General features: G+C 65.3%; 13 protein-coding genes. 7 read left to right on the forward strand and 6 right to left on the reverse strand.

Translation table 11 applies throughout. The features are described from left to right. Nucleotides 1-40 precede the first annotated feature (40 nt). The 4 genes from M0209_RS12690 to M0209_RS12705 all read left to right on the forward strand — a co-directional run bounded on the left by M0209_RS12690 (nucleotide 41) and on the right by M0209_RS12705 (nucleotide 2,799). The gene (locus M0209_RS12690) at nucleotides 41-1,369 is read left to right on the forward strand and encodes a S41 family peptidase (RefSeq protein WP_258888630.1); all 1,329 of its coding nucleotides are present in this window, start codon (nucleotides 41-43) and stop codon (nucleotides 1,367-1,369) included. Then, nucleotides 1,366-1,821, forward strand: coding sequence for a disulfide bond formation protein B (locus tag M0209_RS12695; protein WP_258888631.1), 456 nt, complete (start codon nucleotides 1,366-1,368; stop codon nucleotides 1,819-1,821). Before M0209_RS12690 ends, M0209_RS12695 begins: the two co-directional genes overlap by 4 nt. After that, entirely contained in the window at nucleotides 1,818-2,330 is a 513-nt protein-coding gene (locus M0209_RS12700) for a demethoxyubiquinone hydroxylase family protein (protein ID WP_258888632.1), read from the forward strand. Before M0209_RS12695 ends, M0209_RS12700 begins: the two co-directional genes overlap by 4 nt. A 64-nt stretch (nucleotides 2,331-2,394) precedes the next feature. Beyond that, nucleotides 2,395-2,799: a hypothetical protein gene (locus M0209_RS12705; RefSeq protein ID WP_258888633.1), complete on the forward strand. Its 405-nt coding sequence runs from the start codon at nucleotides 2,395-2,397 to the stop codon at nucleotides 2,797-2,799. A 399-nt stretch (nucleotides 2,800-3,198) separates the two neighbouring features. On the opposite strand, the gene M0209_RS12710 is transcribed toward M0209_RS12705, so the two are convergent. The 4 genes from M0209_RS12710 to M0209_RS12725 form a co-directional block, all read right to left on the reverse strand. Continuing rightward, nucleotides 3,199-4,080, reverse strand: a complete 882-nt coding sequence (locus M0209_RS12710) for a PhzF family phenazine biosynthesis protein (RefSeq protein ID WP_258888634.1) — start codon at nucleotides 4,078-4,080, stop codon at nucleotides 3,199-3,201. Between the two features lie 71 nt (nucleotides 4,081-4,151). Next, a complete protein-coding gene (locus tag M0209_RS12715; RefSeq protein ID WP_258888635.1) occupies nucleotides 4,152-4,565 on the reverse strand; it encodes a type II toxin-antitoxin system VapC family toxin in 414 nt (137 codons plus the stop codon). Next, entirely contained in the window at nucleotides 4,562-4,831 is a 270-nt protein-coding gene (locus M0209_RS12720) for a hypothetical protein (RefSeq protein WP_258888636.1), read from the reverse strand. Before M0209_RS12720 ends, M0209_RS12715 begins: the two co-directional genes overlap by 4 nt. 75 nt (nucleotides 4,832-4,906) lie before the next feature. Beyond that, complete coding sequence (locus M0209_RS12725) at nucleotides 4,907-6,649, reverse strand: DUF885 family protein (RefSeq protein ID WP_258888637.1); 1,743 nt, start codon at nucleotides 6,647-6,649, stop codon at nucleotides 4,907-4,909. Between the two features lie 101 nt (nucleotides 6,650-6,750). On the opposite strand from M0209_RS12725, the gene M0209_RS12730 reads away from it, so the two are divergent. Genes M0209_RS12730 through M0209_RS12740 form a run of 3 tightly spaced genes read left to right on the forward strand, consistent with a single transcriptional unit; the run spans nucleotide 6,751 to nucleotide 10,199 of the window. Continuing rightward, nucleotides 6,751-7,269, forward strand: coding sequence for a DUF2306 domain-containing protein (locus M0209_RS12730; RefSeq protein WP_258888638.1), 519 nt, complete (start codon nucleotides 6,751-6,753; stop codon nucleotides 7,267-7,269). 18 nt (nucleotides 7,270-7,287) lie between these two features. Next, nucleotides 7,288-8,661 (forward strand): peptide MFS transporter, encoded by a 1,374-nt coding sequence (locus M0209_RS12735; RefSeq protein WP_258888639.1) that lies wholly within the window; start codon nucleotides 7,288-7,290, stop codon nucleotides 8,659-8,661. After that, entirely contained in the window at nucleotides 8,658-10,199 is a 1,542-nt protein-coding gene (locus tag M0209_RS12740) for a hypothetical protein (protein ID WP_258888640.1), read from the forward strand. Before M0209_RS12735 ends, M0209_RS12740 begins: the two co-directional genes overlap by 4 nt. On the opposite strand, the gene M0209_RS12745 is transcribed toward M0209_RS12740, so the two are convergent. Both M0209_RS12745 and M0209_RS12750 read right to left on the reverse strand, forming a co-directional pair. Further along, nucleotides 10,165-11,088, reverse strand: coding sequence for a phytoene/squalene synthase family protein (locus tag M0209_RS12745; RefSeq protein ID WP_258888641.1), 924 nt, complete (start codon nucleotides 11,086-11,088; stop codon nucleotides 10,165-10,167). The two genes, M0209_RS12740 and M0209_RS12745, sit on opposite strands and share 35 nt — an antisense overlap. Continuing rightward, the gene (locus M0209_RS12750) at nucleotides 11,088-11,669 is read right to left on the reverse strand and encodes a TIGR00730 family Rossman fold protein (protein ID WP_258888642.1); all 582 of its coding nucleotides are present in this window, start codon (nucleotides 11,667-11,669) and stop codon (nucleotides 11,088-11,090) included. The genes M0209_RS12745 and M0209_RS12750 overlap by 1 nt, the downstream gene beginning before the upstream one ends. Between the last annotated feature and the right edge of the window lie 154 nt (nucleotides 11,670-11,823).

Below are 11,823 nucleotides of genomic sequence, written 5' to 3' on the forward strand. Positions count from 1 at the left end.
GCGACACGCTATCTTGGGCGCAACTTCCCAAGGACAATCCATGCCCCGTTTCCCCCTTCGCGCGCTGATCTCGGTTTCCGCGCTTGCTCTCATCCCGGCCACCACGGCGACCTTCGCAGCGGTCGATAACTCGACCTATAAGGAACTCGACGCTTTTATGGCGGTGTTCGAGCGGGTGCGCGCAGACTATGTCGACAAGACCGACGACAAGAAGCTGATCAAGGGCGCGATCGACGGGATGCTAGCGAGCCTCGACCCGCATTCGGGCTATCTCGACACGCGCGATTTCGCGCAGATGCGGACGCAGACCGACGGCAATTACGGGGGTCTCGGCCTGACCGTCACCATGGAGGACGGCGCGGTCAAGGTGGTGACGCCGACCGAGGATACCCCCGCGTACAAGGCGGGGATCAAGGCGGGCGATTTCATCACGCACCTGAACGGCAATCTGATCTTCGGCGGCACACTGGACGAGGCGGTCGAGCAGATGCGCGGCAAGCCCGGCACGCAGATCAAGCTGACGGTGGTCCGCAGCGGTCGCGACAAGCCGTTCGACGTGACGCTGACCCGCGAAGTCATCGAGCTGAAGCCGGTGAAATGGGAAGTGAAGGGTCAGGTCGGCTATATCAACATCAACGCCTTTTCGAAGAACACCGGCATGGGCGTGCGCGCCGCGCTGATGGGCATCGACAAGGCGCTGGGGCATCAGCCGCTCGGCTATGTCGTCGATCTGCGCTCGAACCCCGGCGGGTTGCTCGACGAGGCGATTTCGGTGAGCGACCAGTTCCTCGAACGCGGCGAGATCGTGTCGCAACGCGGCCGCGCGAAGGGCGATATCGAACGCTATTTTGCCAAGCCCGGCGACGCGGCACACGGCCTGCCGGTGGTGGTGCTGGTCGATAGCGGCTCGGCCTCGGCGGCGGAAATCGTCGCGGGTGCCTTGCAGGACAACCACCGCGGCCTCGTTATGGGCGAGCGCAGTTTCGGCAAGGGGTCGGTGCAGACGCTGATCCCGCTCGACGACACGACGGCGCTGCGGCTGACCACTGCGCGTTACTACACCCCGTCGGGCCGCAGCGTGCAGGAAGGCGGGATCGAGCCCGACATCAAGGTGCCGCAACTGTCCGACGCCGATTACAAGACGCGGCCGCGCTTCCGCGAAGCCGATCTGCGCCGCCACCTGATCAACGAGGCCAAGGTCGACAATTCGGTGCTCGAGGACGACAGCAAGCCCGACCCGCGCTTTGCGATGACGGCGGAGCAGTTGAAGGCCAAGGGCATCAGCGACTTCCAGCTCGACTATGCGCTGAAGTCGATCGCGCGGCTGGCGAGCCTGCCCGCTCCCACCAAGGTGGCGGCGCGCCGGTGACGTCGCTTGCCCGTGCCAATATTCTCGCGCTTGCCGTCCCCGCGCTGTTGATGGCGGGGGCGCTGGGGTCGCAGTACCTCGGCGGACTCTACCCGTGCGAGATGTGCCACTGGCAGCGCTGGCCGCATTATGCTGCGATTGCGCTGGCGCTGCTCGGCTTTGCGACCAAGCCCCCGGCGCGGAACGTGGCTGTTGCGCTCGCCGCATTGGCCATCCTGACCTCGGGCGCCACCGGCGTGTTCCACGCCGGGGTCGAATACCACTGGTGGGCGGGGCCGCCATGCTCGTCGACGGCAGCGGGGGCGAGCCTCGACGATATCATGCGCGCGCCGCTGATCCGCTGCGACATGCCGCAATGGACGCTGGGGCCCATATCGCTCGCCGGGTTCAACGCGATCTTTTCGATATTGGGCGGCCTGGCGGTGCTGGCAATGGTCAGGAAAGCGCGATGAATCCCGATACCGAATCGATGATCCGCGTCGACCAGGCGGGCGAATATGGCGCGACGCGCATCTATGCCGGGCAGCTGGCGATCATGGGGACGCGCACCCCCGCCGCGCGTGCGATTGCCGCAATGGCGAGCCAGGAGGAGCGCCACCGCAAGCATTTCGACGCGATGATCGCCCGGCGCGGCGTGCGACCGACCCTGCTCCAGCCGTTCTGGAACATCGCGGGCTATGGGCTGGGCATGGCGACCGCGCTGATCGGGCCGGAGGCGGCGATGGCGTGTACGGCGGCAATCGAGACCGAGATCGACAATCATTACGGCGAACAGCTGGAGGCGCTGGGCGACAGTGACCCCGAATTGTCGGAGGCCATCGCCGATTTCCGCGCCGACGAAGTCGAGCACAAGGCGACGGCGATGGCGGCAGGGGCCGAGCGCGCGCCCGCCTATCCGCTGATGACCGCCGCGATCCGGCTCGGCTGCCGTGTCGCGATTGCGGCATCGAAACGCATCTGAGTCTGGTCAAGCGCGACCAAATCGGCAATCGTGCGTTCATGCGTGCCGTGAGAGAAAGGTTCCCATGAAAAAGCTGTTCGCAATCGCCCTGGGCATCTCCACCCTCGCTGCGCCGATGCTCGGCACCCCGGCGCTGGCGCAACAGACTGACCGGGTGCTGGTGCTGTACGGCAACGACAAATGCCCGACCAATGCGAGCGGCGAGCAGATCGTCGTGTGCACGCGGCGGCCCGAGGGCGAACGCTATCGCATCCCCAAGGAGCTGCGGACGCCCATCCTGATCACACCCGAAAACCAGAGCTGGGCCGCCAAGGCGAACGACACACTGAACGCCGGGTCGGCGACCGGCACGGGGAGTTGTTCGGCCGTCGGCGCAGGCGGCTGGACCGGCTGCTGGGCGCAACAGATGCGCGACGCGAAACGCCAGCGACAGCAAGACGCGGTGGAGAGCAGCGCGCCGAACCGGTAAGGCTGCGCGGCATGCGGGTCGTGCCGGAATGGCGGAAATCCGCCAAAGGTCACAAAGGTCACACCTGAAACGTGTTGTCCGCGACGATCGCCCGTGCCGCGAACTTGTAATTTTCAACGCCGACGAGCGAACCCGTGTACGCCAATTGCGAAGCTGCGCCTTAGCGGCAGCGAAAGTCGACGCGACAAAGAGCCAGGCATGTCTGCCAAAGAGCAGGCCGCGACTCGCGGATGACAGATGATCGGCGTGTAGGACAGTGGTTTCGGGCGATCCAAATTCTCCCAGCGGCGCGGCAAGGTAGAATCTTTATTAGACGGCCGACGAGCGTCGGTGGACGACCGTAGTGCTGTGGAGTCCGGAACGTCGGCTTTCGAAATGAACGAGGCGAAAGCCATTCATTCAAACGCTGATTTGACCTTCCATTACGGAGACGCACGAGCCGCCCAGCGTTGCCACGATGCCTTGTGCGGAGCGGCGTGCCTCGACGTGCAACAGGCTTGGCCGCCCCATTTCGACGCCTTGGTGAATCTCGAATTGTGCAGAATCGACCCCAGGTTCGAATGACAGCAGCAGGCAGGCAAGAGGAGCATTCGCGCTACCTGTCGCCGGGTCTTCCCAAGTCCCTGAAAGTGGTGCGAACATCCTCGCGCGAATGGTGCGCCCATCCTTGGAATAAACATGGACGGCGAAACGGCCTCCCATTTGGGGATGACTGGAACGAGCAGCGCGGAAAGCATCGAGATCGGGGGCGCAGCGCCCAAGAGCGTCGCGAGATATTTCCGCAATCACGAACGAGTTGCCGTTTGATGCAATGGTCGGCGAGTGCGTTGAGGTCACGATGTCGGTAAGATCGAGACCCAACACCTTGGCGATGACATCAGGTGCAACCGTCCCTGCAACGCTAAGCGGCTGCGGGGCGGCAATCGTAGCAGCAAGGGGAGCACCATCGTCGTCTCGGTCGATCCTGACACGAACGAGTCCGGCGGGAACTTCGAAAACAGCGTCGATCAGCTCTGGTTGCATGCCCGCGAGAACGAAGGCAGTGCCGACCATCGGATGCCCAGCGAACGGCATTTCAGCCGTGCGGTTGAAGATGCGGACTCGCGCCGTGTTCGCGGGATCGACGGGAGGCAGAACAAACGTCGTTTCGCTCAAATTGAACTCGGCCGAGACCGCCTGCATTACGGTTTGATCCAACCCTTCTGCATCCATAACCACGGCCAGAGGATTTCCGCCAAAACGTTGGTTCGTAAAGACATCGACGGTGTAGAACTTAGGCATTCGATGCTGTTGCCATGAATGGCAGCTCTTGGGCAGGGCAATCTTGGTGTCGAACGACCGAAAACTTGTCGCTACCCGTCAGTCCGACTTGCCGGATGTACCGCCGCATCGGTGCTCGTGAAATCCCTGCCGGTAAACAGGATCGGCAGCTCGCGATCCTTGGCGACGGCGTAGACCATCAGGTCGAGCAGGTTGAGCTGCCCGCCGGTACCGTTACCCTTGCCATATGCGCCGTGGGCGCGCGCAGCGATGGCGGCATGGGTGCGATCATAGGGGATGACTTCAAGTCCGGCCTCTTCGAGCTTGCCGAGCAGATCGCTCGCAATATCGTCGAAGCCTGCACCGCGCAGGGCCGCGACGCGCTGAAATTCGGTTTGTGCCGGTGCGGGAAGCAGGCCGCGCTCACTCAATAACGCATCGAGCAGCGCATCTGCGCCGCGCTCGTCGAACACTATTGCCGCAAGTGCCGACGTGTCGACGATCACCGTGGCATGCCATTCTCATCATACATCTCGGCGTCTATTTCCTGCATCGTCGGGTAAGTCCCTTTCGGTACTCTGGCCAGCAGCAGGCGGATTTCCTCACGGATTCGTGCGCGATCCGCAACCGCGGGCAGCGGCATCCGGTCCAGCGCTTCCTCAACGACGCTCGCCTGACTGCGGCCGTCACGGGTCAACAGGGCGAGTCGTTCGGCTGCACGCGCGCTGCGGATAGTGATGGCAGTCTGATTGCGTCGGGCTGTTGCGGTCATCGTGGCGGCTCCTCGGCTAAAAGATAAGGCGAAGCTCGCTTGTGTGCAAGCCAGTGCTTGCACAGCAATAGAAACCTAACGGCTAGCTGCCACCCACGCCGCCACATTCGCCTCCAGCACATCGAGCGGCACCGCGCCCGATGACAGCACCGCGTCATGAAACGCCCGCACATCGAACTTCGGCCCCAGCGCCTTTTCGGCCCGCGCACGCAGTTCCTTCAGTTTCAGTTCGCCCAGCTTGTAGCCCAGCGCCTGCCCCGGCCATGAGATGTAGCGGTTGACCTCCGCGTCGATATTCGCATCGGTCAGCGCGGTGTTGTCGCGCATGAAGGTGACCGCCTGTGCCTTGGTCCAGCCCTTCGAATGCAGGCCGGTGTCGACGACCAGGCGGCAGGCGCGCCACATTTCGTAGCTCAAGCGCCCCATGTTCTTTTCGGGCGTATCGTAGAGGCCGAGCTCGATGCCGAGGTGTTCGCTGTAGAGGCCCCACCCTTCCGTGTAGGCCGTGAACCCGGCGAGGTAGCGGCGGAACTTCGGCAGGTCCATTTCCTGTTGCAGCGCGATCTGGTTGTGGTGGCCCGGGACCGCCTCATGCGCGGTCAGCGCGGGGAGTTCCCACAAGGGGCGCTGGTCGAGCTTCGACGTGTTGACGTAGTAGAAGCCGGCAATGCCCGCAGGCGGCGAGCCGGGGTTGTAATAGGCCGTGGTCGTGCCCTCCGCGGTTTCGGCCGGGATCGGGCGCAGGCCATAGGGAAGCCGCGGGAGTTTGCCGAACAGGCGCGGCATCAGGCCGTCGATGGTCTTGGCCTGACGCGCGGCAGCGGCGAGCAGCTCGTTGGGTGTTTTCGCGAAATATTTGGGGTTGGTGCGGAGTTCGCGGACATAGACCGCGCGGTCGGGGAAGCCCGCGCCTTTCGCCACCGCATCCATTTCGGCGCGGATACGCGCGACTTCGGACAGGCCGATATTGTGGATCGCGTCGGGTGTCAGGTTCGTGGTGGTGTGGATGCGGACCTGCAGCGCGTAGTACGCCTCGCCCTGCGGCGTCGCCGAAATGCCGACGGTGGCGCGGCATTTGGGCTTATAGTCCTTGGCGTAATACTCCGCGAACTTGCGGTATTCGGGTTCGACCGTGTCGCGGATCAGCGTGGCCGCGCGCGCCTTCATCGCGGTCCAGTCTGCGGAGGCCATCCCCTGGGGCGCGTTGCCGAGGAAGGGTTTGTAGAAGCGCGACGCCTCGACCTTCGGCGCGATCAGGCCGGTGATCGATGCCTCGACATTGCCGAGCACCGCGCAGGGTTGTGCGTAGCCCGCCGCCACCGCTGCCCGCGTGATCTTCATCGCCTCGCCATTGAGCGCGGGATAGGCGGCGAGGCGCGCGAGATAGCTGCCGTAATCGGCGACCGTATTGAACGGCGAATTTTCGCCCAGCCCCGCGAAATTCTGGTGCCAGCCGGCATAGGTGGTGAACAGCATCATCCGCTGGCCGAAGCCATTGCCCTCGACCTGCTCGGTCAGCATCCGCAGCAGGATCGCCTTGTCGGTGCGTTCGGATGCGGACAGGCCAGTGTCGGGGATGGCGGCGAGTTGCTTGGCGAACGCGTCGGCGCGCGCCGCGGAGCGGTCGGCTGCGGCGAGGCTGATATCGCCGAGCTTGCCGTCGCCGCGCCGGTCGCCGAGCGCCGAGGCATAGGTCGGGCTTTCGCTCATCGCCCAGTCCCAATGCGCGTCGATCAACGCCTTAAGGTCGGTGGAGGGGGTTGCGAGGGCCGGGGTGGCGACGGCAAGGGCCGCAGCAAAAGCGAGGCGCAATCTCATGTTCCGACTTCCCTGAGCTTGTCGAAGGGCTTTCTTTTCTACCGGCTAAGGGCAAAAGGAAAGAAGGGGCTTCGACAAGCTCAGCCAAGCCGGAGGTGTGGGTGGCCACGATCATCGAAAAGCCGAAGCGCGCGCCCTATGGCAAGCCGCTGACGCCCGACCCGTTCGAGCGCGTGCTGTCGGTCGGCGCGGTGGTCCTGCTCGCGTGCATAGTGGTCGCGGTGGCCAAGGGGCGGGCACAATGGGGGATGATCCCGGCGATGGTGTGGCCGCACCTGTTGACGATTGTCATTGCGGTCGCGCTGACCCCGGTGATGCTGTTGCGGCGGCGCGGCGATACCCTGCACCGGCAACTCGGCTGGGTGTGGGTGGTGGCGATGCTGGCGACGGCGGCTAGCAGTTTCTTCATCCGCGACATCAACCACGGCGGGTTCAGCTTCATCCATATCCTGTCGCTGTGGACATTGTTTCAGGTGCCGCTGATCGTATGGAGCGCGCGCACCCACAATGTCCGCCAGCACCGCAGTTCGGTGCGCGGAATGGTGACGGGCGCGCTGCTGGTCGCGGGGTTCTTCACCTTTCCGTTCGACCGCCTGCTCGGTCACTGGCTGTTCAGCTGAGAAAGAACAATTTGCTGCATGACAATCGCCGACACCACTGCGCCCGCCCCTGAAAACTTGACCGAGCGCAAAGACTTCTTCGGCCACCCGCCGGGGTTGTGGTATCTCGCCTTTACCGAGGCGTGGGAGCGGTTCAGCTATTACGGCATGCAGGCGCTGCTCGCGCTGTACATGGTCAAATATCTGCTCGAGCCCGACCGCATCGCCCGTGTCATCGGCTTCGAGCATGTCCGCGCGTTTTTCGGCGGGATGGACGGACAGCCGCTGGCGAGTGCGATCACCGGCGGCTATTTCGCGCTTGTCTATCTGACGCCGATTGCGGGCGGCCTGATCGCAGACCGCTGGCTGGGCAAGCGGATTACGGTGCTGATCGGCGCGCTGACGATGTCGGCGGGGCATTTTATGATGGCGAGCGAACCGCTGTTCCTGTTCGCCTTGCTCGCGCTCGTCATCGGGGTCGGGCTGTTCAAGGGCAATATCGCGAGCCAGGTCGGTGCGCTGTACAAGCCCGAGGACTTGCGGCGCGCGGACGCGTTCCAGATTTTCTATCTCGGCATCAACGCCGGTGTGATTGCTTCGCCGCTGATCGTCGGCACCCTTGGCGAGAAGCTCGGCTGGCATTGGGGCTTCGGCGCGGCAGGGGTCGGGATGCTGATCGGGTTGGTTATCTATCTGTCGGGGCAAAAATATTTGCCGCCCGAGCAACCGCGCGCGACCATTGCGACGCCGAAGATCGGGTTGAGCAGCAACGACTGGAGCGCGCTGATCGCCTTGCTGTTCCTTATCCCGGTGATGGCGATTGCGATCGTGCCCAATAACCAGATTTTCAACGCCTATCTGGTCTGGGGCGACGCCAATTTCGACCTCAAGTTCGGCGGGACGACGCTGCCGACGACATGGCTGGTGACACTCGATGCGGTGGTGTCGGTCAGCTTTCTCGCCATCGTCGCGCTGTTCTGGCGCTGGTACGGCAAGCGCCACCGCGAGCCCGACGAGCTGGGCAAGATGATCATCGGCTCGGCGTTCTCGCTGGCGGGTGCACTGTGCCTCGTCATGGCGGCGGCGACGCAACCGGCGGGCGGCAAGATCGGGCTGTTCTGGCCGGTGATGTTCCATGTCCTGAACTCGATCGGTTTCGCCAATCTGCTGCCGGTCAGCCTCGCGCTGTTTGCGCGGCTGGCACCCAAGAGCATCAACGCGACGGTGATCGGGCTGTATTACCTCGCGTTTTTCGCGGGTAATTCGGCGGTCGGCTATATCGGCGGATGGCTGGAGATTATGCCTGTCACGCAATTCTGGCTGATCCATGCAGCATGCGCAGGGGTGGCGGGGCTGGTGTTCATCGTGCTGAAAGTCTTGCTGCGGCGGCAACTGGCCCCGGCGACGGCGTGATCGATCCGCACACCCCCGTGCTCGTCGGGGTCGGGCAAGCCGTCGATCCTTGGGCGGGCGGGGCCGTGGCGAATGCGCCCAGCCCCATCGGCATGGCGGTGCGTGGCGGGACGGCGGCGCTGGACGATACCGGGGTGGCGGGCATGGCGGCGGCGATCGACCGGGTAGTCGTTATCCGCACGATGGCCGATTCGCTATCGAGCGGCGGCGGGCCGTTCGGGCGTTGTGCCAATCCGCCGGGGACGGTCGCGGCGCGGCTGGGGATATCGGGGGCCGCCCATGTCTATTCGGTGACGGGCGGCGATCAGCCTCAGGCGCTGGTCGCGGAAGCGGCAGCGCTGGTCCATGGCGGCGCGGCGCGGGCGGTGTTGATCGCGAGCGGCGAGGCGACGGCGGCGGCGAAGCTGGCGATACGGGCGGGGATAGCGCTCGACTGGGCGGACAGCGCCGACGGCGATTTCGAGGATCGCGGGACCGGCGCGATGCTGTTGACCCCGTACGAGATCGCCAATGGGCTGGGGATGCCGGTCACGACCTACCCGGTGTTCGAGCACGCCTTGCGGGCACGGCGGGGGTTCGACCGGGCGGCGTGGCGGGCGCGGATGGCGGCGGTGCTGGCACCGATGTCGGACGTCGCGGCGGGTAATCCCTATTCGCAGTTTCCGGCGGCGCGATCGGCGGACTTTCTCGCCACCGAAAGCGCGGACAATTATGCCGTCGCCGACCCCTATCTCAAATGGCACGTCGCGCAGGATGCGGTGAACCAGGGCGCGGCGGTGGTGGTGACGACGGTGGGCGAAGCGACGGCGCGCGGGATCGATCCGGCAAAGTTCGTGTTCCTCCACGGCCATGCCGAACTGGCCGACGCGCCGGTCATGCAGCGGCCCGATTTGTCGCGGTCGCGCGTGTTCGAGGGCGCGGTGGCGCTCGCGCTGGCCGCGTCCGGCAGGACGGCGGCGGAGATGGCACAGCTCGATCTCTATAGCTGTTTCCCCTGCGCGGTGGAACTTGGGGCCGAGGCATTGGGGATCGATCCGGTGGTGCGCGCGACAACGGTGACCGGCGGGCTGCCGTTCTTCGGTGGGCCGGGGAACAGTTACTCGCTGCATGCGATCGCCACGATGGTGGAGCGGCTGCGGGACGAGCCGGGCGCATACGGGCTGGTGCTGGCGAACGGCGGGTTCCTGAGCAAGGCGGCGGTCGGGGTCTATTCGGCGTCACCGCCCGAGGATTGGCAACCGGTTTCGAGCGCCGACGCGCAGCGCGACCTGCACGCGACCGACCTGCCAGCCCCTTTATCGGGTGACGGCGAAGGTGTGGTCGAGAGCTACACTATGACGATGACCAAGGGGCAGGCGTCAGTCGCCGCCGTCATCGCACGGACCCCTGCGGGACGGATGCTGGCGCGGGTGAAGCCGGAAGACTTGGGTGAATTGCAGGCCCGCGATCCCGTCGGCGCGCTGGTCGCTCTACGCAGCCATGAAGGCCGCAATATAGTCGCCGCTATCGGGGCCGCTGCCACAGGCCGTCGCGGCTGACGGCCTTCGGGCGGTTGACCAGCGCCTGACCGAAGGCGCGCGCGACCCAGCCCGCCTTTTCGCCGCCTGTCGTGATGACGCGGTGGTCCCACGCCGCCTGATCGAGCGCGTCGACCTTGCGCGCGATATCGCCATAGATGCCGGCTGCCGCCAGCACTGCCCAGCGCGCGCGGAAGGGGAGCCGCGCCGCGCCGACCCGCGCCGACGCCTCATACTCGCCGACCATATTCGCCAGCCACCACGCCATGTCGGCCAGGCGGCTGCGGTAATGCGGGCGCATGTGCTCGCCGGGGGGGATGTCGGCTTCGACCAGCCAGTCGAGCGGCAGGTAGCAACGCCCGACGGCATCGTCCTCGCTGATGTCGCGCGCGATATTGGCAAGCTGGAAAGCGAGGCCGAGGTCGCAGGCGCGGTCGAGCGTTTCGTCGTCCGCCGGATCGACGCCCATCACCACCGCCATCATGCAGCCGACGACGCCCGCGACATGATAGCAATAGCGGAGCAGATCGTCCTCGCTGCGCGGCGACCAGTCCTCGGCATCGAGCGCGAACCCGGCGATGTGGTCGTCGATGAAGCGGCGCGGGATTTTGCATTCGCGCGCGACGATGCCGAGCGCATCGAACGCTGCGTCGCCGGTCTCCTGTCCGTCGAGCGCGGCGTCGGTGAGGAAGCGGATCGTGCCGAGCCGCGCCATCGGATCGACGACGACCTGCCGCTCGCCGCCATGATCCTGCCCGTCGGCGAGGTCGTCGCAGCGGCGGCACCAGCTGTAGAGCAGCCAGGCGCGTTCGCGGGTGGTGCGGTCGAAGAGTTTGGAGGCGACCGCGAAAGATTTGGAACCCCTGGCAATCGACTCCGCCGCCGCCGCGACAATGGCGGCGCGATCCATTAGAGCTGCGCCGCCGTCATCTTGAAGATCGTGTCGTGCGGCTCATACGCCGCCATCCGGTCGAGCAGCGCGTCCAGATCGCGGTCCGCAATCATGATTCCGGCATGTTGCGGCCGGATAAAACCCACCTCGATCATATGCGCGTTGAACGCGATCAGCCCGTCGTAAAAGCCGCCCACATTGAGCACGCCCACAGGTTTTTCGTGATAGCCCAATTGCGCCCAGCTGATCGCTTCCCACAATTCGTCCATCGTCCCGACCCCGCCGGGGAGCGTGACGAAGCCGTCGGACAGATCGGTGAACAGCGCCTTGCGCTCGTGCATCCCCGACACGACGCGCAGCTCAGTGCAGCCGCGATGCGCGACTTCGGCATCGACCAGCGCCTGCGGAATGATGCCGATCACTTCACCGCCTGCCGCCAGCGCCGCATCGGCGACCGCGCCCATCAGCCCGAGCCGCCCGCCGCCGTACACAACGCCAATCCCGCGCGTCGCCAGTGCATGGCCGACGGCGCGCGCGGCCTCGATATAGACCGGGTCGGCGGGGGTGGCCGAGCCGCAATAGACGGCGAGGCGCTTCACCAATTCCTCCCCCAAGCGAAGACTTGGGGGAGGGGGACCGCGCCCGTAGGGCGTGGTGGAGGGGCGGATGCACTTGCAACGCCGAGCACGCTGTTGGAACGGGGCTCGCCCCTCCACCATGCTTCGCATGGTCCCCCTCCCCTGCGTCTGCGCG

It is taken from the genome of Sphingomonas sp. SUN039, assembly GCF_024758725.1.
GTDB lineage: Bacteria > Pseudomonadota > Alphaproteobacteria > Sphingomonadales > Sphingomonadaceae > Sphingomonas_O.

Coding starts and splice junctions, on each gene's coding strand:
- M0209_RS12745 (WP_258888641.1), bottom strand. CDS start 11,088: ATGGATCGCGCCGCCATTGTCGCGGCGGCGGCGGAGTCGATTGCCAGG.
- M0209_RS12690 (WP_258888630.1), top strand. CDS start 41: ATGCCCCGTTTCCCCCTTCGCGCGCTGATCTCGGTTTCCGCGCTTGCT.
- M0209_RS12735 (WP_258888639.1), top strand. CDS start 7,288: ATGACAATCGCCGACACCACTGCGCCCGCCCCTGAAAACTTGACCGAG.
- M0209_RS12720 (WP_258888636.1), bottom strand. CDS start 4,831: ATGACCGCAACAGCCCGACGCAATCAGACTGCCATCACTATCCGCAGC.
- M0209_RS12725 (WP_258888637.1), bottom strand. CDS start 6,649: ATGAGATTGCGCCTCGCTTTTGCTGCGGCCCTTGCCGTCGCCACCCCG.
- M0209_RS12705 (WP_258888633.1), top strand. CDS start 2,395: ATGAAAAAGCTGTTCGCAATCGCCCTGGGCATCTCCACCCTCGCTGCG.
- M0209_RS12710 (WP_258888634.1), bottom strand. CDS start 4,080: ATGCCTAAGTTCTACACCGTCGATGTCTTTACGAACCAACGTTTTGGC.
- M0209_RS12700 (WP_258888632.1), top strand. CDS start 1,818: ATGAATCCCGATACCGAATCGATGATCCGCGTCGACCAGGCGGGCGAA.